This is a genomic window from Steroidobacter sp., from assembly GCF_016790065.1.
Taxonomy (GTDB): Bacteria; Pseudomonadota; Gammaproteobacteria; order Steroidobacterales; family Steroidobacteraceae; genus Steroidobacter.
This window is the reverse complement of the sequence record NZ_JAEUPY010000777.1, coordinates 1-17,872: the sequence shown is the minus strand read 5'-3', so window position 1 is coordinate 17,872 and position 17,872 is coordinate 1. Positions and strand designations below refer to the sequence as shown.

Sequence of the window (17,872 nt, the reverse complement as noted above, 5' to 3'; positions counted from 1 at the left end):
GTATTGATGCTCGCCGGGATCCGCGAACATCTGATCATTTCGACACCCCAGGATCTGCCACGCTTTCAGCAATTGCTAGGAACCGGCGAGCAGTGGGGCATGAAGTTCGATTATGCCGAGCAAGCCCAGCCGAATGGGATTGCCGAAGCCGTGTTGATCGCGGGACGACGTTACGGCGCAGCGCCAGTTGCGCTGGTGCTCGGCGACAATATTTTCTACGGCCACGGCATGACTGAGTTACTCAGGACCGCGGCAGCCAAGCCCAGCGGCGCCAGCGTATTTGCTTACCACGTGCAAGACCCCGAGCGTTACGGCGTGGTCGAGTTCGACGCAGCGGGGCGGGCGCTGGGCATCGAGGAGAAACCGGCGAAGCCGCGTTCTAGTTACGCCCTGACCGGCCTGTATTTTTACGACCAACATGCTTACGAATTCGCCAAAGGTCTAACGCCGTCGGCGCGGGGCGAATTGGAGATCACCGATCTCAACAAGGAATATCTGGCGCGCGGCGAGCTGCACGTGCAGGTCATGGGCCGCGGCTACGCCTGGCTCGATACCGGTACGCATGAATCGTTGATCGCCGCCGCGACCTTCATCGAAGCCATCGAAACGCGGCAGGCGCTGAAGGTGGCTTGTCCCGAAGAGATTGCCTATCGCCAGGGATTCATCACGGCCGCGCAGGTGCGTGAGTTGGCGCGGCCGCTGAAGAATACGCAGTACGGCCAATATCTGCTGCGCATGCTGGAAGAACGAGTCATCGAATGAAGTTCACACCGACCCGCTTGCCCGAGGTCGTGCTGATCGAGCCCAAGGCATTTGCCGATCCGCGCGGGTTCTTCATGGAAACCTGGCACGCCAAGAAATTCGCCGACGGCGGCATCGATGCACAGTTCGTGCAGGACAATCACAGCTCGTCGAGTCAGTGGGTGCTGCGAGGCATGCACTATCAGCTACGTCACACGCAAGGCAAATTAGTGCGCGTTACGCAGGGCGAAGTGTTCGACGTCGCAGTCGACGTGCGCAAGTCATCGCCGACGTTCGGTCAGTGGGTGGGCGAGTATTTGTCGGCTGATAACCGCCGCATGCTTTGGGTGCCCGCGGGATTCGCGCATGGTTTTCTGGTGTTGAGCGAGCGCGTGGAGTTTCTGTACAAGTGCACGGATTTCTACGATCCGTCCAGCGAGCGCACCGTGTTGTGGAACGATCCGGAGCTCGGCATCGAGTGGCCGTTGCCGAATGGTGTCGCGCCTGTGGTTTCCGATAAGGATGACGCGGGCGTGCGGCTTGCGCAGGCCGAGTACCTGCCATGAAGGTGCTGATCGTCGGTGCTGCCGGGCAGCTTGGGCGCGCCCTGGTGCAATCCGCGCCTGCCTCGATAGAGTTGATTGCTTGGGATCGAGCGCAGCTCGATTTATCGCAACTCGAAACTATCTCAGCTCGCGTGCATGCCGCTCGACCGGATGTACTGAGTAATGCGGCGGCATACACCGCAGTCGATCAAGCGGAATCGGATTCGCAACGCGCCTATTTGATCAACGCGGAAGCCGTGGGCGTGCTGGGCGAGGCTTGCGCTGCCGCTGGCACCCGACTGGTCCATGTTTCGACGGATTTTGTTTTCGACGGCGCCGCTGGGCGGCCGTATCAGCCGAATGATGTCACCGCACCTCTGGGTGTGTACGGTGCCAGCAAGGTGGCTGGCGAAAAGCGACTGGCTACGCAGACCGGACTGAACGGATGCGTGGTGAGAACGGCCTGGGTGTACTCGAGTGTCGGCAAGAACTTCCTGCTGACCATGTTGCGCTTGTTCAAAGAGCGGCCGGTAGTGCGCGTGGTCGCGGATCAAATTGGCACGCCGACTAGCGCGAAGTCTTTGGCGAGCTGCCTATGGAGTGCAGCGGTCAGCGAGGTTCGCGGCATCCTGCATTTCACTGATGCGGGCGCGGCTAGTTGGTACGACTTTGCGGTGGCGATCTACGAAGAAGCCCAAGCGTTGGGGTTGCTGACCCAGCCGGTGGACATTCAACCGATTCGCACCAGCGACTATCCAACGCCTGCGCGGCGCCCTTCGTATAGCGTGCTCGATGTTTCGGCGACGCGCGCAACGCTGGGATTGCAGGCGATTCATTGGCGGGCCCAGTTGCGAGAAGTATTGCGAGAGCTGCGATCGTGAAGCACCTGCTGATCACCGGCGGCGCCGGTTTCATTGGCGCCAACTTCGTGCATTACTGGTTGCGCCAGCATGCCGAAGATCGAGTCGTGGTGCTGGACGCACTGACCTACGCGGGCAATCGAGCCAATCTGGCTTCAGTGCAAGACAACTCTCGCTTGCGGCTCATCGTCGGCGAGATAGGCGATGCCGCGTTACTCAGCCATCTGTTCGCGGAGGAGGGCATCGACTGCGTCGTGCACTTCGCTGCCGAGTCGCATGTCGACCGTTCCATCACTGGACCGGATGAATTCATTCGTACCAACGTGCTCGGCACTCATGCGTTGCTCAAAGCTGCGCGCGCTGCATGGAGCAACGATGGTCAATGGCGCGACGGGGTACGCTTTCATCATGTCTCGACCGACGAGGTGTATGGCTCGTTGAGGCCGGCTGATCCGGCTTTTGCGGAGACCACGGCTTATTCGCCCAACTCACCATATTCGGCGAGCAAAGCCGCGTCCGATCATTTAGTGCGCGCCTATCATCACACTTACGGCCTGCCGGTCACGACCAGCAATTGTTCCAACAATTACGGGCCGTATCATTTTCCTGAAAAGCTGATTCCGTTGATGTTGGTCAACGCGCTGGACGGCAAGCCGTTGCCGGTTTATGGGCAGGGCGAGAATGTGCGCGATTGGTTGTTCGTCGAAGATCATTGTCGCGCCATCGATGCCATTTTGCAGCGGGGGCGGGTGGGAGAGACCTACAACGTTGGTGGGCGCAATGAGTGGCGCAACATCGATATCGTTCGTCATCTATGCGCGCTGTTGGATCGCAGGTTTGCTCAGCAAGCCGACCTCCGCGCTCGCTTTCCGAATTGTCCCGCTGCGCGAGGTGAGCCAGTTGAGCGCTTGATCGCGTTCGTGACCGATCGACTCGGGCACGACTGGCGCTACGCGATCGACGCCACCAAGATCCAACGCGAGCTGGGCTTCGCGCCGGCGGAGAGCTTCGAGACCGGCATCGAGAAGACTGTCGACTGGTACCTGGCCAACGAGGGCTGGTGGCGCAACGTGTTGAGCGGTGAGTACCGCCGCGCGTAACACACTTCCACACTCCAAATTCAGCCCATTTCGGGCGAAATCCTGCAGATATACCGCTCTGCCGACCACCCTCCCGAACGCATGCTGTGCGTCAGGGCAAAGGAGTGCCCGCAGTCCGGTGCTTCCCCATCGCCGGACGATCCTCGGGAACGAGTCTTCAGTCCTGAGTCTCAACCGCGGAGCACAGGATGTGCTCCGCGGCTTTTCTCGGAAATTACTGACGAGATGGCGGAGATTTTCGCAAGCGGTGGCCAGTACCATCGCTGTCGATGCGTACCACGTTAGACATCGACGATGTCGTGTTGGCCACTGCAAAGGAGCTGGCTCGCGCACGCGGGCAGACGATAGGAATGGTGATTTCAGAATTGGCGCGCAAAGCGTTGGAGAGCACTCGGCACGAACGTGTCGCGTACCGCGAGTTTCCGGTGTTCGAAGTGCCGGTGAATGCCGAAGTGCTGACGGTCGAGTTTGTCGAGGCCATCGTCGACGATGAAGGCTTACCTGCTCGACGTTAATGTGCTGATCGCGCTGGCTTGGCCGAATCACACCGAGCACAACCGGGTGCAGGAGTGGTTTGCCAACGAGCGGCGCAGGGGCTGGGCCACTTGCCTGGTCACGCAGCTGGCTTTCATCCGCGTGTCATCCAATCCCGCGGTTCCACATCACGTGTCGCCGTCGGTGGCACAACGTTACCTCAGCGAGATCACCGCGCTTCCGGATCATTCGTTTTGGGATGAGCCCGAGCACGGTTACGCGCACGCGTCTTTCGGCAGTACCATGCCGCGCACGTCGACTCATCAATGGGTCACGGACGGTTATTTAGCAACGCTTGCGCTGATTCATGGCGGCCGCCTGGCGACCCTGGATAAGCAACTGCTGCGGGTTTTCGACCACGTCGTACTGGTGTGAGGAGGCAGCCGCGAGCCGTTGGTGCGGCTCGCGGCTGACTTACCGTCCTTGGGCCATCCCTGGTCAAGGCCGTCTCGAGCCGTGGGAGCGGCTCGTGGGCGACCGGAAAGCGACTGCCCTCCGTGGCAAAGCTGCTGTTCCTAATAGATAAAGCGACAAACGGCCCATTTCGCCCTCGCAGCAGGCGGCGGCGAGGCTGAAAAAATTTCAGGTTATGCAATGCCGGCACGCCATGTAGTAGGTTGCCGACTGCTTTACCCTACCCCTGGGGTCCGCTAAGCTCGCGGGCCATTTTTCCTTTTAAGTCCAGCGAGTTATCGCCATGCGTTTGACTATTTTCGGGTCCGGCTACGTGGGCCTGGTCACGGGTGCCTGCCTAGCCGAGGTGGGTAACAACGTGCTGTGTGTGGATGTCGACGAACGCAAGGTCGAAATGCTCAAGCGCGGCGAGTCGCCCATCTACGAACCTGGCCTGGATGAGTTGTTGCGCAAGAATCTGGAAGCCGGCCGTTTGAAGTTCACCACCGATGCGGTGGAGGGCGTCAAGCATGGTCTGTTTCAGTTCATCGCGGTCGGCACGCCGCCCGACGAGGACGGTTCGGCGGATCTGAAGTACGTGCTGGCGGTCGCCGAAACCATCGGCAAAAACATCGGCGAGTATCGCGTGGTGGTTACCAAGTCCACGGTGCCAGTGGGCACGGCCGACAAGGTCAAGGCTAAGATCGAAAGCACCTTGCAGGCGCGCGGCGCGCAGGCCGAGTTCGACGTGGTCTCCAACCCGGAATTCTTGAAGGAGGGCGCGGCCCTCAACGACTTCATGAAGCCGGATCGCATCGTGGTGGGTACCGACAACCCACGCACCGCCGAGCTGCTCAAGGCGTTGTATGACCCCTTTACCCGCAACCGCGAGCGCATGATCGTGATGGACGTGCGTTCCTCGGAGCTGACCAAGTACGCTGCCAACGCCATGCTTGCGACCAAGATCAGCTTCATGAACGAGCTCGCCAACCTGGCCGAGCGCATGGGCGCCGATATCGAAAAGGTGCGCCAGGGCATCGGCTCGGATCCGCGCATTGGTTATCACTTCATCTATCCCGGCATGGGCTATGGTGGCTCCTGTTTCCCGAAAGACGTGCAGGCCCTGTCGCGCAGCGCGGCCGATCATAAGTTCAATGCCGAGCTATTGAACGCGGTCGAAGCGGTCAATAAGCGTCAAAAAAGCGTCCTGTTCCAGAAGCTACAGAACTTCTTCGGCGGCAACCTGTCCGGAAAGACGATTGCAGTCTGGGGCCTGGCGTTTAAGCCTAATACGGATGATATGCGTGAGGCGCCGAGTCGCACGCTGTTGGAAGCCTTGTGGGACGCGGGCGCAAAGGTGCGCGCTTACGATCCGGTCGCGCAGGAAGAGGCGCATCGCATTTTCGGCGAGCGCAACGACCTGCAACTGGTGAAGTCCGGACCCGAGGCGCTGCAAGGTGCCGATGCTTTGGCCATCGTCACCGAGTGGCAGGAATTCCGCAGCCCAGATTTCGACGCGATCGCCTCGCAGCTGAAGAACAAAGTGATCTTCGACGGCCGCAATTTGTATGACCCGGCCTTCGTCAAACGATTTGGATTGAAGTACTACGCCATTGGGCGAGGTGACAGCGTATGTTGATTCCTGTGATTCTTTCCGGCGGCTCGGGCACGCGCCTGTGGCCGCTGTCGCGCGAGCTGTATCCGAAGCAGCTGCTGCCCCTGGTCGGCAAGGGAACCATGCTGCAGGAGACGCTGGCGCGAGTCGCTGGAGTCGACGGTCTCGGCGCGCCGGTGGTGGTCTGTAACGAGAACCATCGCTTCCTGGTCGCCGAACAGGTGCTCGAGGCTGGCATCAAGTCGCAGGCCATCGTGCTGGAGCCGGTGGGGCGCAATACCGCGCCGGCAGTGGCGGTCGCCGCCATGGCGGCGGTGGCGGATCTGCCCCAAAGTAAGGGGGGCGGTAACGACAACGATCCGCTGTTGTTGATCCTGCCGGCCGATCATGTGATTCGCGACGTGAAGGCCTTCCGGGCGGCGCTGGAAATCGGCCGTAAAGCGGCCAGCGAAGGCAAGTTGGTCACCTTCGGCGTGGTGCCGAACAAACCGGAAACGGGTTACGGCTACATCAAGCGCGTCAACGGTGCCGGGCCGGCCTATGCCATCGACCGGTTCGTCGAAAAACCGGATCTGGCCACGGCCAAGACCTACGTCGAGTCCAAGGAATATTTCTGGAACAGCGGCATGTTCCTGTTCCGCGCCTCGGCGGTGCTCAACGAGCTGCGCGAGCTGGCGCCAAAAATTTATGAGGCCTGCGCGCAGGCGGTCACCGCCGCGAAACGCGATCTGGATTTCACGCGTCTGCCCAGCAAGGAATTCGGCGCCTGTCCGAGCGATTCGTTCGACTACGCAGTGATGGAAAAAACCAAGCACGGCGTGGTGGTGCCGCTCGATGCCGGCTGGAGCGATGTCGGTTCGTGGTCGGCGCTGCATGAAGCGATTCCGGCCGACGGCGACGGTAACGTCGCGCTCGGCGACGTGCTGACTGCGGACTCGCACGGTAACTATCTGCATTCGACCAGCCGCCTGGTGGCCGCGGTGGGCTTGCAGGATCACGTCGTGGTCGAAACCAAGGACGCCGTACTGGTGGCGCCCAAGGATCGGGTGCAGGACGTCAAAGAACTGGTCAATTTGTTGAAGAAGCAAGGCCGCTACGAAACTTCCTTGCATCGGGAAGTGTTTCGCCCGTGGGGCAGCTACGACAGCATCGACAACGGCCGTCGCTTCCAGGTGAAACGCCTGTCGGTGAAGCCGGGCGCGCAGATGTCGTTGCAGCTGCATCATCACCGCGCCGAGCATTGGATCGTGGTGGAGGGGACGGCGAGAATCACGCGGGGCGAGGAGGTTTTCCTGTTGGAGGAGAATCAGTCGACCTACATTCCGCTGGGCACCAAACACCGCATCGAAAACCCGGGCAAGATTCCGCTGCACATCATCGAAGTGCAGTCGGGCGGCTATCTGGGCGAGGACGACATCGTGCGCTTCGAGGATCGCTACGGCCGGGAAGGCGAGAAGTAATCGCTGCCGCGCCAGCCCCGGTACAATTCAACGCTTCGCAACGCTTTGTAGATTTAGGAACGAGCGCATGTCCAATCAGTCTTCCGCCATCGTCGGCTTCAAGGCCTATGACTACCGCGGCCGGATCCCGAACGAGCTCAACCCCGAGGTGGCCTATCGCATCGGTCGTGCGTACGCGGAATTCGTCAAGCCGAAGCGGGTGGTGGTGGGGCGAGACATTCGCAAGTCCAGCGCCGAGCTGTGCGAAGCGCTGACGCGCGGGCTGCTCGATTCCGGTGTGGATGTCCATGACATCGGTCTGTGCGGCACGGAGGTGGTGTACTTCGCCACCTTCAGCGAAGGCATGGACGGCGGCATCATGGTCACCGCGAGCCACAATCCGCCGGACTACAACGGCATGAAGTTCGTGCGCGAGCAGTCGCGCCCGATCAGTGGCGATACCGGCTTGAAGGACATCCAGCGCATCGCTGAAGCAAACAAGTACTCCGAGCCTGCGAACAAGGGCGCGCGGCACACGCTCGACGTCTCCAAGAAATATATCGAGCATCTGCTGTCGTACTTGGATCGTGCCAGGCTCAAGCCGCTCAAGATCGTGGTCAACGCCGGTAATGGCGGCGCCGGCCTGATCGTGGATCAGCTCGAGTCGCACCTGCCGTTCCAGTTCATCAAGATCAATCATGAGCCGGACGGCAGCTTCCCGAACGGCGTGCCGAATCCGATGCTGGAAGACAATCGGGTCGCCACCATCGAGGCCATCAAGAAACATAAAGCCGATTGCGGCGTGGCCTGGGACGGCGACTACGACCGTTGTTTCCTGTTCGACGAGCACGGCAACTTCATCGAGGGTTACTACATCGTCGGCTTGCTGGCGTCGGTGTTCCTGAAGCAGGAGAAGGGCGCGCGCATCGTGCACGATCCGCGCTTGACCTGGGCTACCACCGATATGGTCGAGTCGCTCGGTGGCAAGGCAGTGATGTCGAAGTCCGGTCACGCCTTCATGAAGGATGTGATGCGTGAGGCCGATGCGATCTACGGCGGCGAGATGAGCGCGCATCATTATTTCCGTCGTTTCGGTTACTGCGACACCGGCCAGATTCCCTGGCTGTTGGTGGCGCAGATCCTGAGCGATTCCGGCAAAACCTTGTCGGCGTTGGTGGGCGAGCGCATCGCCAAGTTTCCCGCCAGCGGCGAAATCAATCGCAAGGTGGCCGATGCCAAAGCCACCATCGCCCGCGTGCAAGCCAAGTATGAAAGCGGCGCCAAGGCCATCGATTTCACCGACGGTTTGTCCATCGAGTTCGCGGATTGGCGTTTCAATTTGCGCTCGTCCAATACCGAGCCGTTGATCCGCTTGAACGTCGAGAGCCGCGGCGACGAGGCATTGATGAAGTCCCGCACGGCGGAGCTGCTGGAGATGATCGGGGGCGAAGCGGCGCACTGAGCGGAGGTAGCGGGGTTTACCGGCTTGCTGCGCGACCGGCATTACGAGACGATCGTCGCCGACGGTCGTCGCTACATCGATCGCCGCAATATCGATCGCGTGCCTGCCGGTACGCAAAGAATGTCGAACTCGATCGATGCCTTGCTGGAATTGGGCCAGGTCAAGCGGGTAGGGATGACCATGTATTTCACCATTGCCAAGGGGCCGCAATGAGCGAGCGCTACATCCTGCTGGTCGAGGACAATCCAGACGACGAGGAACTGACGCTGCTCAGCCTGCGCAAGAACAATCTGGCGCATGAGATCGTGGTGGTGCGCGACGGTGTCGAAGCCATCGAATATCTGTTCGCCACCGGGCAATACGCCAGCCGCGACGTGATGAACGCGCCCACCGTGATCCTGCTCGATCTGAAGCTGCCCAAACTGGACGGCTTGGGCGTACTGAAGCGGCTGCGCGCCGACGATCGGACGCGGAGTTTGCCGGTGGTAGTGCTGACATCCTCCAGCCAGGATGCGGACGTGATCGCCAGCTACAACTTGGGCGCCAACAGCTACGTGCGCAAGCCGGTCGAATTCGGTGCCTTCGTCGAGGCGGTCAGCAGCCTGGGGCTGTATTGGGTGATGCTGAACCGGCCGCCGCCGTTCCATATCAGCTGAAGCCGATTCCGCCGAAGAAGGTTTGACCTGATCGAGCTGCATCCCTAAACTACGCGCCCCTTCAAACCTCAGACGGTTCGTGGGGCCGGCATCGGGCGGTTAGCTCAGCGGTAGAGCACTGCTTTCACACGGCAGGGGTCACAGGTTCAATCCCTGTACCGCCCACCACTCCTTACGAGATTCGGCTGGTTCAAGAGCCGGCGGCGTTGGATGGAAACCCGGCGCCATGAGCGATATCAACGCCATGGCCATCCGCACTCGATTCGCTCCCAGTCCCACCGGCATGCTGCATATTGGCGGCGTGCGCACTGCCTTGTTCTCGTGGCTGTATGCACGCCGTCACGGCGGCACCTTCATCCTGCGTATCGAAGATACCGATCGCGAGCGCTCCACCGATGCTGCCACGCAGGTCATTCTGGACGGCATGGAATGGCTGGGGCTGGCAGCCGACGAGGGCCCGTTCTATCAAACGCGCCGGATGGATCGTTATCGCGAAGTCATCGGCGAGTTCCTCAAAGCCGGCAACGCGTATCACTGCTACTGCTCGAAGGAAGAGCTGGAGGTGATGCGCACTCGGCAGCAGGAAGCCAAGCAGAAGCCGCGCTACGACGGCACGTGTCGTCATCGCACCGAACCGCGCCCTGGCGTGTCGCCGGTGGTGCGCTTCAAGAATCCCATCGAAGGCAGCGTGGTGGTCGAAGACGTCATTCACGGCAACGTCGTGTTCGACAACATGGAGCTCGACGATTTGATCATCGCTCGCTCCGACGGCACGCCGACGTACAACTTCTGCGTGGTCGTCGACGACAGCGACATGAAGTGCACGCACGTGATTCGCGGCGACGATCATCTCAACAACACGCCTCGCCAGATCAACATGCTCAAGGCGCTGGGCGCGGCGGTACCTGTGTATGCGCACGTGCCGATGATTCTCGGGCCGGACGGCGCCAAGCTGTCGAAGCGTCACGGCGCGGTGAGCGTGCTTCAGTATCGCGAGGACGGCTTCCTGCCCGAAGCGCTGTTGAACTATCTGGTGCGCCTCGGCTGGTCGCATGGCGATCAGGAAGTGTTCTCCATGGAGGAGATGGCGCGGCTGTTCGACATCAAGGACGTCAACAAGTCGGCGTCGGCGTTCAATCCCGACAAGCTGCTGTGGCTGAACCAACAGCACATCATGCGTTCCACGCCGGAGCACGTCGCGCGCTACCTGAAGCCGCAACTTGCCGCGCTCGGGGTGGACGTCACCGACGACAAGAAACTCGCTGCCGTCGCCAAGGCGCAGCAGGAGCGTGCCAAGACGCTGAAGGAGATGGCGCAGAACAGTCTGTTCTTTTTCCAAGACGTGGCGGGCTACGACGAGAAGGCCGCCAAGAAGAATCTCACCGCCGAGGCGGTTGGCCCGCTCAGCACCGTGCTGGCCAAGCTGACGGCGCTCGGGGAGTGGCTGGCTCCAGCATTGCACGATGCAGTCAACCAGACGGCCGCTGAGCTGAGCATCGGCATGGGTAAGGTCGCGCAACCGATTCGTGTGGCGGTGTCTGGTGGCACGGTGTCGCCGCCCATCGATGCGACTCTCGAAGTGCTGGGCCGCGAAGTTACGCTGGCACGCCTGGAGAAGGCGTTGGCCTACGCGAAGGGTTAGGCCAGCCCTTGACAGCCCCGCGCCACTTCCCTACATTGCGCGCCTCTCGCGTGGGGCTATAGCTCAGCTGGGAGAGCGCTTGCATGGCATGCAAGAGGTCGCCGGTTCGATCCCGGCTAGCTCCACCAAGTCCCGACGTGTTTTTCGTGCGTCCCCATCGTCTAGAGGCCTAGGACATTACCCTTTCACGGTAGTAACCGGGGTTCGAATCCCCGTGGGGACGCCAGCTCTTGCAGATAGAAGATCTGCAAGCGCTTCGAGTGGCCAGGCCGCCTCGGCCTGCAGGCAGCCACGAACACGTCGGGCATCAGCGAAAAATAAAACCCGCTCCCAGCGGGTCGGCCGGGTCGAAATAGAACTCGTGCCGGCCGGTATACGAAGCCGTACCGCCCACCTCCGGTATCACCGCTTGGTAACTTCCGAACTTGGTTTCCTCGACTGCGCGCACGCTCATCATCGTGCCGAGAATGCTTTCGACCCAGATCTTTTCATTCAACGGCAGCTCGCCTTTGGCGTGATGTAAGGCGGCGCGGGCGCTCACGCCGCTGCCGGTAGCAGAGCGGTCGACTTCGCCCTCGGCGAAGATGGTCACATTGCGGCTGTGATGTTCCGGCGCCGCGGCCGGTCCGGTGAAAATCGTTCCATACAAAAAGCTGAGTTCGTTCTCGAACGGATGTTCGATGGCGAATTGCATCATCACGGCTTGTTTGATGCGCCGACCGTAGTCGATCAAGCGATCGTATTGTTGCGCGGTGAGTTGTAGTCCCAGCGGTGCCGCTTCGACCACAGCATAGAAGGCGCCGCCGTAGGCCACATCGAAACGGACACGGCCCAGTCCCGGCACGTCACACTCTTGTTCTCTTAAATATAAGAATGAGGGAACGTTACGAAACCACACCTCGCGGACCTGGTCGGCGTCCATGATCGCTTGGGCGTAGATGGTGCCGGCGGGCACATTGATCGTCAGGCGTGGGTTATCGCTCGGCTTTCGTACCAGACCGCTTTCCAGTGCGAGCTTGGTTAGCGCAATGATCGCGTGCCCGCACATCGTGCTGTAACCCTCGTTGTGTAGGAAGAACACGTCGAAGTCGGCTGTCTCTGACGGCGTGACGATTGCGCCATACATGTCGGCGTGGCCGCGCGGTTCCCACATGAGGCCGGTGCGCAGGTGGTCGTAGTGCTCACGAAAGTAGCGGCGCTTCTCGAGCACTGTTCGGCCTTCAATAGGCGGCAAGCCCGAAGTGATGACTCGCAGCGGTTCGCCACCGGTGTGCATGTCGATAGTGCTGATTCGTGTCCAGTGCGCTGGCGCTTGCCAGGTCCAGTGGTCGAACGAGGGATTCATTGCGAACTCGCACAGTCTGGGGTGGGGTTGCAGGGCCAGTTTAGAAGACCACTTCGGCGTCGTCGCCGGCCTCCGGGAAAGTGTCAGTCGCGGCGCTGGCGCATCGCTGGCGTGTCGTGAGGCGACACGTCGCCGCTAGTGTCATCGATGTTGTTGGCGAAAGCTTAGTGCGCATCACGCGGTTCGCGGCGAACAAACAAATAACCTTGCAGTGAGCTACGGCGGCTTTGCCCAAGAATCGCGGGGCTGAGCCGATGCCATATCAATGGCGAAGGCAATGGGGCAAAAAGAAAGCGCTGACACGGAAGGCGCGGCGCGCACCGCGGTTGTCTAGATTTCCCAATGGAGAGTTAACAATGTCATATCGCCGACGGATTCACGTTCCCGGGGGAACGTATCATGTCGTTCAGCGCGGCACCAAACAGCGGCCGATCTTTTCGCAGCCGGAAGACTACGAGTTGTTCGAGTCGGTGCTGCAAGCGGCATTGCGCAGTACCGGTGCCAGACTGCATGCGTATTGTTGGACTACAGAAGCTGTATATCTGTGTGTGCAGATCGATGAGATCTCGCTCGGACATTTCATGCAGTGGCTCAAGAGTCGTTACGCGCGCGGTATTCAACGTCGACTGGGCGAGCGCGGACATTTGTTTCAAGTTCGTTACGACGCCGTGATCGTGGATCAGAAGGCGTACTTGTCGAGTGTGGTTCATTACATCCATTACGTGCCGGTGTTGAAGGGCTACGCAGCGACGTCGGATGAGTTCCCATGCTCGAGTCATCATGCGTACATGGACACTCGCGAAGTGCCGTGGGTGCATTGTGGGACGGCGCGGCGGCAGTTGGGTAAGCGAGATGAGCAAGCCAGTGCTTATCGTATGTTAATGGCTGCTCCGCCCCCAGCGCAGACCATCTCTCAGGTGGAGCGCGGTATGCCCAAGACACCCGGCATTCTCGGTGGGCCGGAGTTTGCGGAGTCGGCGGGTCATCGGCCCAAGCGTGCAGCCCGCATGACGTCGGATCAGATCACACGTCATGTATGTCGCATGCTGGATGTGTCTCGCGAGGATGTGCTTTCCAAGTCTCGCCTGCGCAGGCTGGCACTGGCTCGCGCAGTGATTGCTTGGCATGCAACCGTGCGGGGGATTGCGACGCTTGCGGAGATCTCGCGCTATTTGGGGCGCGTCTCATCGACCTTGTCTAAGACGATCACATCGTATCGCAAGCGTCAGCCGGACCTGTTCAAGTTGGACGCGTTCACGCACCTGCTGCCGCTCGCGCCGTCGAGCTATGAAGTGTTGGCGGAGGATGAGGAAGAGTTCATCGAGGTGGGGCAGCATGTGCCGCAAACGCATGGCGATCAGGAGGCGAGGTACTGACGAACTCCACCGTTCGTTGTTACTTAGTGCGAAAACCGCGCTGTTGCTAAGGCAATAGCGCGGCTGTTCGTGCTCTGTCTGATCCGGGCCACTGACTTTCTTGAGCCGGTCTAGCCATTCGGGGGCAGATCCGATGCACCGAGTGAAAGGTGGTCGAGGGCTGGTGAAGCGTTGTCGCGTGCCGGTGCCATCATAGGGTAGGAAGACGGATGCCTGACCGTCCCCAGAATAAAACGTCCAAGCTGATTGCTCAGCAAGCCGCGGAGTGGCTGGCGTCCCTGCGGGACGGCCCTATGAGCAAGGCGGATCGGCTGGCTTATGTGCGGTGGCTCAAACAGTCGCCGCTCCATGTGCGCGCAATGTTGGAAATGGCCTCGCTGGAGGGGCTGCTGCGCAGTTCCGATCTGGAAGGCCGGGGGCGCACTTTGTCCAAGCTGGTGGCGATTTTTACTTGAGTTTCGAATGATCGACACGGCGCTCGCAGTCGCGTCAGCGACTGGCGGGGAGCGCTGAGCTCACGCCGCCGCCCCATTCGTAGTTGACTAACCCGTGCTAGCAGCAAGACTGGGCGTCATCGTACGGAAGCGTGGGTCGGTCAAATGAAGCAACGAACCGCCTTGATCACCGGAATCACAGGTCAGGACGGCGCGTACCTGGCGGAGTTTCTGCTCAAGAAGAACTATGTGGTGCATGGCATGCGACGGCGCACGTCGCTGTTCAATACTCATCGCATCGATCATCTGTATCTAGATGCGCACGAGCCCAACGCCCGATTGTTTCTGCACTATGGCGACATGACGGATAGCAGCAGTCTGACTCGTATCATTCAAAAAACGCAGCCGGATGAAATCTACAACCTGGCGGCGCAGAGTCATGTCGCCGTGTCGTTCGAGGAGCCGGAGTACACCGCAAACTCGGATGCGTTGGGCACGCTGCGAATCCTGGAGGCGGTGCGCATTCTGGGGATGGAAAAACACGTGCGCTTCTATCAGGCCTCGACGTCCGAGCTGTTCGGCCTGGTACAGGAGATTCCACAAAAAGAAACGACGCCGTTCTATCCACGTTCGCCGTACGCGGCGGCCAAGTTGTACGCATATTGGATCACTGTGAACTACCGAGAGGCGTACAACATGTATGCCTGCAACGGCATCCTGTTCAATCATGAGTCGCCGGTCCGCGGCGAGACTTTCGTAACTCGCAAGATCACTCGCGCTTTGGCCAGAATCAAATGCGGTCTGCAGGACTGCCTGTATCTCGGCAACTTGAATGCGATGAGAGACTGGGGGCACGCCCGAGACTACATGGAAGCGGCGTGGTTGATGTTGCAGCGGTCAGTACCGGAAGATTTCGTGGTCGCCACCGGCGAACAGCGCAGCGTTCGCGAGTTCGTCGAGGTCGCCGCCGACGGGATGGGGATCAAGTTGCGGTGGGCAGGCGAGGGCGTCGAGGAGAAGGGCTTCGATCGCTCGGGTAACTGCGTGGTCGCCGTCGATCCGCGCTACTTTCGTCCCACCGAAGTCGAAACACTGCTCGGCGATCCCAGCAAAGCGCGGCAGAAGTTGGGATGGAAACCGCGCACCAGCTTTACCGAGCTGGTGGCCGAGATGGTGAAAGAGGATCTGAAGGAATCGGAATGCGAGGAGTTGCTGAGACCGCACGGTTTCCCGGCGGTGTTCGGCTCGCGCATCGCTTCTTGAAGATGGCATGCCGCGAGCGCTCATCACCGGCATCAACGGCCAGGACGGCTCTTACCTTGCCGAACTGCTACTGGAGCGCGGCTATGGCGTCGTCGGCCTGATTCGAGACGACGCGGATGCTCGACTGCAGCGCGTTGCTCATCTCCAGGGACGGGTCGAAGTCGTCAGCGGCAACTTGTTGAGCGAGGCATTGTTCAGAAGCCTCATCAGCCAGTACCAGCCTGACGAGATCTATAACTTCGCGGCCCGGGCTTCGAGCTCACAGTTGTTCGCCGACCCGGTGCTCACTGGTGACTTCAACGGGCTGGCGGTGGTGCGCATCCTGGAGGCGATTCGGGCGTTGAATCCCGCCATTCGTTTCTGTCAGGCCTCCAGCAGTGAGATGTTCGGCGAGGCGTTGCAGGCGCCGCAGAGCGAAGCCACAACGTTCCGGCCGAACAATCCTTATGGCGTCGCCAAGCTGTTCGCGCATGGCATGGTGGGCACGTACCGAGCGAACTTCGGGTTGTTTGCGTGTTCGAGCATCCTGTTCAACCACGAAAGCCCACGCCGCGGGACGGAGTTCGTCACCCGCAAGATCACGATGGGCGTAGCGCGCATCAAGCGTGGGCTCGCTGAAACGTTGCAGTTGGGAAGCCTGGAAGCCTCGCGCGACTGGGGATACGCAGCGGACTATGTGCGCGCCATGTGGCAGATGCTGCAGGCGGCGGTGGCTGATGACTACGTGCTGGCGACTGGCCAGAGTCATTCGGTTCGCGAGTTCTGCGAGGTCGCTTTCGAACACGTCGGTCTCGACTATCGCGACTACGTTCGGGTCGACCCGCAGGCAGGCCGTCCGCTGGATGCCGTGCCGCGCGTGGGCAATGCTGAAAAGGCGAGAACCGTGCTCGGCTGGCGGCCGACCGTTTCATTCCAACAGCTGGTACGAATGATGGTCGACGCCGATCTGGCGGCGTTAGGCGTCAGCTAGTGACGTAACAACGTGTGGGGTCCATAGGAATGCCGGATGACCTGCGGTTCGAACTTGCCGGCATCGTTAGCGCTCGGGCCAGTGTTACGCACGAATTCCAGGCGGGGCAGGGGGAAGACCAGCGTGTGGCCGAAGTAGCGTTGCTCTTCGGTGAAGAAGTTTCTGAAGTGCCACGGCAGCACCAGCAAGTAGTCCGGTTGTGCCGCCAGCACGTCGCCCTCGGCAACGATGGGTAGCAATGTGCCGGGCGTGAACGCTTCATACTTGTCGGGATTGACCTCGCCGACCCGCGTGATGTCGGTATCGGTGATGTTGCAGTACTGGAGCACCACGTTGCCTTTGGTGGAGGCGCCCAGCGCGCAAATGGACTTGCCGAAGTGTTTGGCCTCATCGATGAATGAGCGCAGCGTCTCGCGGCTGGCGGCGACGTTACGAGCGAAGACCTGGTAAGGCTCCAAGGTGTGCAGTCCTGCTTTGGTTTCTTCCTCCAGGATCTGGGCCACCTGCGGTGCTTCGGGCAGCTTGGACTGCCGCTTGGACACCATCAGCGAAAAGCTGCCGCCATTGGTGTCGTTGAACTCGACGTCGACGATCTTGAGGCCGAGCCGATCGGTCATCCATTTGATCTGCTTCAGCCCGTAGTACTCCAGGTGCTCATGGCAGACGGTGTCGTAGGACACCTTCTGCAGCATGGTCGGCATGTAGCTTTGCTCCAGCACCCAAACGCCGTCGTCATCGAGCACCTCGGCCACTTCCTGCATGAACGCCAGCGGCTGCTCCAAGTCGTAGAACATGGAAAACGAGGTGATGACCGCCGCCTTGCGCTCGCCGAAATGCTGGCGCACGGTGGCGGCCGAGAAAAAGTCGGGGATCAGCTGGATGTGCGCCGGATAGAAGCGCTTGAACTTGGCGCCGGTGGGATCGACGCCAACGAGCGTGCACCCGTGTGCAGGGTAGGCCTGCAGAGTTGTGCTGTCGTTGGCGCCGATATCTAACACCAGCGCGTTTTCCGGTAACGGCACTCGCTCCAGAATGCGGCGAACCTTGGCGTGCAGGTGCGCGACCATGCTCGCGTTCAAGCCCGAGCGGTAACCATAGTTGTCGCCGTACAGCTCGCCTAGATCGTAGGTGTGTTGTAGCTGTAGTAATCCGCAAGCCTCTTCGCCCCCTGAGCACTTCACCAATTTGAGCGGCCCGGCGGTCACCGCTTGGGTGCGGCTTTTTGGAAACACGCCGGTGAGTGCCTGGACGCCGAGGTCGAGCACCTCGACCAACTGTTTGCTGTTACAGATTCGGCACTCGGAAATCTGTCGATACATGGTGTCCGCTCCCGTGGTCGATGCGTCCGTTGCGTACCTCGGGAGTTATTGGCCAGCTGCAGATGAGCCTCAAGCAGGATCGCCAGCTCGGCTCCGACGCGGCCCGAACTGCTTGAATGCGAGGAGATTTGTCTGCCGCGCCGCGCTCGTGTCTATCGACAGAGACTTGCAGGGTTTT

At 60.5% G+C, this 17,872-nt stretch carries 18 protein-coding genes and 3 tRNA genes; 19 read left to right on the top strand and 2 right to left on the bottom strand.

Features of this window, described 5'->3' with window-relative positions; translation table 11 throughout:
* The 15 genes from rfbA to JNL55_RS31475 form a co-directional block, all read left to right on the top strand.
* On the top strand, positions 1–762 hold a 762-nt coding region (rfbA, locus tag JNL55_RS31545), incomplete at its 5' end, for a glucose-1-phosphate thymidylyltransferase RfbA (RefSeq protein WP_322111063.1).
* A complete protein-coding gene (rfbC, locus tag JNL55_RS31540; protein ID WP_293863969.1) occupies positions 759–1,307 on the top strand; it encodes a dTDP-4-dehydrorhamnose 3,5-epimerase in 549 nt (182 codons plus the stop codon). The genes rfbA and rfbC, both read left to right, overlap by 4 nt.
* On the top strand, positions 1,304–2,167 hold the full coding sequence (gene rfbD / locus JNL55_RS31535) for a dTDP-4-dehydrorhamnose reductase (RefSeq protein ID WP_293863966.1): 864 nt from the start codon (positions 1,304–1,306) through the stop codon (positions 2,165–2,167). The genes rfbC and rfbD overlap by 4 nt, the downstream gene beginning before the upstream one ends.
* Positions 2,164–3,246 carry a dTDP-glucose 4,6-dehydratase gene (gene rfbB / locus JNL55_RS31530; protein WP_293863963.1) on the top strand — a complete coding sequence of 361 codons (1,083 nt, stop codon included), beginning with the start codon at positions 2,164–2,166 and terminating at the stop codon, positions 3,244–3,246. The genes rfbD and rfbB overlap by 4 nt, the downstream gene beginning before the upstream one ends.
* A 269-nt stretch (positions 3,247–3,515) precedes the next feature.
* Positions 3,516–3,761 (top strand): hypothetical protein, encoded by a 246-nt coding sequence (locus JNL55_RS31525; RefSeq protein ID WP_293863960.1) that lies wholly within the window; start codon positions 3,516–3,518, stop codon positions 3,759–3,761.
* Positions 3,736–4,155, top strand: a complete 420-nt coding sequence (locus JNL55_RS31520; RefSeq protein ID WP_293863957.1) for a TA system VapC family ribonuclease toxin — start codon at positions 3,736–3,738, stop codon at positions 4,153–4,155. Before JNL55_RS31525 ends, JNL55_RS31520 begins: the two co-directional genes overlap by 26 nt.
* Before the next feature lie 322 nt (positions 4,156–4,477).
* Positions 4,478–5,812, top strand: coding sequence for a UDP-glucose dehydrogenase family protein (locus JNL55_RS31515; protein ID WP_293863954.1), 1,335 nt, complete (start codon positions 4,478–4,480; stop codon positions 5,810–5,812).
* Positions 5,806–7,248, top strand: a complete 1,443-nt coding sequence (locus JNL55_RS31510) for a mannose-1-phosphate guanylyltransferase/mannose-6-phosphate isomerase (protein WP_293863951.1) — start codon at positions 5,806–5,808, stop codon at positions 7,246–7,248. The genes JNL55_RS31515 and JNL55_RS31510 overlap by 7 nt, the downstream gene beginning before the upstream one ends.
* 67 nt (positions 7,249–7,315) lie before the next feature.
* The gene (locus JNL55_RS31505) at positions 7,316–8,689 is read left to right on the top strand and encodes a phosphomannomutase (protein WP_293863948.1); all 1,374 of its coding nucleotides are present in this window, start codon (positions 7,316–7,318) and stop codon (positions 8,687–8,689) included.
* Between the two features lie 24 nt (positions 8,690–8,713).
* Positions 8,714–8,902 (top strand): hypothetical protein, encoded by a 189-nt coding sequence (locus JNL55_RS31500; protein WP_293863945.1) that lies wholly within the window; start codon positions 8,714–8,716, stop codon positions 8,900–8,902.
* Positions 8,899–9,345 (top strand): response regulator, encoded by a 447-nt coding sequence (locus tag JNL55_RS31495; RefSeq protein WP_293863942.1) that lies wholly within the window; start codon positions 8,899–8,901, stop codon positions 9,343–9,345. The genes JNL55_RS31500 and JNL55_RS31495 overlap by 4 nt, the downstream gene beginning before the upstream one ends.
* Before the next feature lie 93 nt (positions 9,346–9,438).
* Positions 9,439–9,513 (top strand) — tRNA-Val (locus JNL55_RS31490).
* Positions 9,514–9,589: 76 nt separating this feature from the next.
* Complete coding sequence (gltX, locus tag JNL55_RS31485; RefSeq protein ID WP_415923202.1) at positions 9,590–10,987, top strand: glutamate--tRNA ligase; 1,398 nt, start codon at positions 9,590–9,592, stop codon at positions 10,985–10,987.
* Positions 10,988–11,039: 52 nt separating this feature from the next.
* Positions 11,040–11,115: transfer RNA gene (locus tag JNL55_RS31480), tRNA-Ala, on the top strand.
* A gap of 22 nt (positions 11,116–11,137) precedes the next feature.
* Positions 11,138–11,213 (top strand) — tRNA-Glu (locus JNL55_RS31475).
* 81 nt (positions 11,214–11,294) lie between these two features.
* Here the strand turns inward: JNL55_RS31475 and JNL55_RS31470 are convergent.
* Positions 11,295–12,332, bottom strand: a complete 1,038-nt coding sequence (locus JNL55_RS31470) for a proline racemase family protein (protein ID WP_293863936.1) — start codon at positions 12,330–12,332, stop codon at positions 11,295–11,297.
* Between the two features lie 356 nt (positions 12,333–12,688).
* On the opposite strand from JNL55_RS31470, the gene JNL55_RS31465 reads away from it, so the two are divergent.
* The 4 genes from JNL55_RS31465 to JNL55_RS31450 all read left to right on the top strand — a co-directional run bounded on the left by JNL55_RS31465 (position 12,689) and on the right by JNL55_RS31450 (position 16,375).
* Entirely contained in the window at positions 12,689–13,708 is a 1,020-nt protein-coding gene (locus JNL55_RS31465) for a transposase (protein ID WP_293863933.1), read from the top strand.
* Positions 13,709–13,917: 209 nt separating this feature from the next.
* The gene (locus JNL55_RS31460; RefSeq protein ID WP_293863930.1) at positions 13,918–14,163 is read left to right on the top strand and encodes a FecR/PupR family sigma factor regulator; all 246 of its coding nucleotides are present in this window, start codon (positions 13,918–13,920) and stop codon (positions 14,161–14,163) included.
* Positions 14,164–14,307: 144 nt separating this feature from the next.
* A complete protein-coding gene (gene gmd, locus JNL55_RS31455; protein ID WP_293863927.1) occupies positions 14,308–15,405 on the top strand; it encodes a GDP-mannose 4,6-dehydratase in 1,098 nt (365 codons plus the stop codon).
* Between the two features lie 7 nt (positions 15,406–15,412).
* Positions 15,413–16,375, top strand: a complete 963-nt coding sequence (locus JNL55_RS31450) for a GDP-mannose 4,6-dehydratase (protein ID WP_293863924.1) — start codon at positions 15,413–15,415, stop codon at positions 16,373–16,375.
* On the opposite strand, the gene JNL55_RS31445 is transcribed toward JNL55_RS31450, so the two are convergent.
* Positions 16,372–17,694 carry a class I SAM-dependent methyltransferase gene (locus JNL55_RS31445; protein WP_293863921.1) on the bottom strand — a complete coding sequence of 441 codons (1,323 nt, stop codon included), beginning with the start codon at positions 17,692–17,694 and terminating at the stop codon, positions 16,372–16,374. The two genes, JNL55_RS31450 and JNL55_RS31445, sit on opposite strands and share 4 nt — an antisense overlap.
* Positions 17,695–17,872: the final 178 nt, after the last annotated feature.

Bases quoted from the DNA above. Each gene is read 5' to 3' on its own strand.
- rfbC (WP_293863969.1), top strand. From the start codon at position 759: ATGAAGTTCACACCGACCCGCTTGCCCGAGGTCGTGCTGATCGAGCCC.
- rfbD (WP_293863966.1), top strand. From the start codon at position 1,304: ATGAAGGTGCTGATCGTCGGTGCTGCCGGGCAGCTTGGGCGCGCCCTG.
- JNL55_RS31525 (WP_293863960.1), top strand. From the start codon at position 3,516: ATGCGTACCACGTTAGACATCGACGATGTCGTGTTGGCCACTGCAAAG.
- JNL55_RS31520 (WP_293863957.1), top strand. From the start codon at position 3,736: ATGAAGGCTTACCTGCTCGACGTTAATGTGCTGATCGCGCTGGCTTGG.
- JNL55_RS31515 (WP_293863954.1), top strand. From the start codon at position 4,478: ATGCGTTTGACTATTTTCGGGTCCGGCTACGTGGGCCTGGTCACGGGT.
- JNL55_RS31510 (WP_293863951.1), top strand. From the start codon at position 5,806: ATGTTGATTCCTGTGATTCTTTCCGGCGGCTCGGGCACGCGCCTGTGG.
- JNL55_RS31505 (WP_293863948.1), top strand. From the start codon at position 7,316: ATGTCCAATCAGTCTTCCGCCATCGTCGGCTTCAAGGCCTATGACTAC.
- JNL55_RS31495 (WP_293863942.1), top strand. From the start codon at position 8,899: ATGAGCGAGCGCTACATCCTGCTGGTCGAGGACAATCCAGACGACGAG.
- gltX (WP_415923202.1), top strand. From the start codon at position 9,590: ATGGCCATCCGCACTCGATTCGCTCCCAGTCCCACCGGCATGCTGCAT.
- JNL55_RS31470 (WP_293863936.1), bottom strand. From the start codon at position 12,332: ATGAATCCCTCGTTCGACCACTGGACCTGGCAAGCGCCAGCGCACTGG.
- JNL55_RS31465 (WP_293863933.1), top strand. From the start codon at position 12,689: ATGTCATATCGCCGACGGATTCACGTTCCCGGGGGAACGTATCATGTC.
- JNL55_RS31460 (WP_293863930.1), top strand. From the start codon at position 13,918: ATGCCTGACCGTCCCCAGAATAAAACGTCCAAGCTGATTGCTCAGCAA.
- gmd (WP_293863927.1), top strand. From the start codon at position 14,308: ATGAAGCAACGAACCGCCTTGATCACCGGAATCACAGGTCAGGACGGC.
- JNL55_RS31450 (WP_293863924.1), top strand. From the start codon at position 15,413: ATGCCGCGAGCGCTCATCACCGGCATCAACGGCCAGGACGGCTCTTAC.
- JNL55_RS31445 (WP_293863921.1), bottom strand. From the start codon at position 17,694: ATGTATCGACAGATTTCCGAGTGCCGAATCTGTAACAGCAAACAGTTG.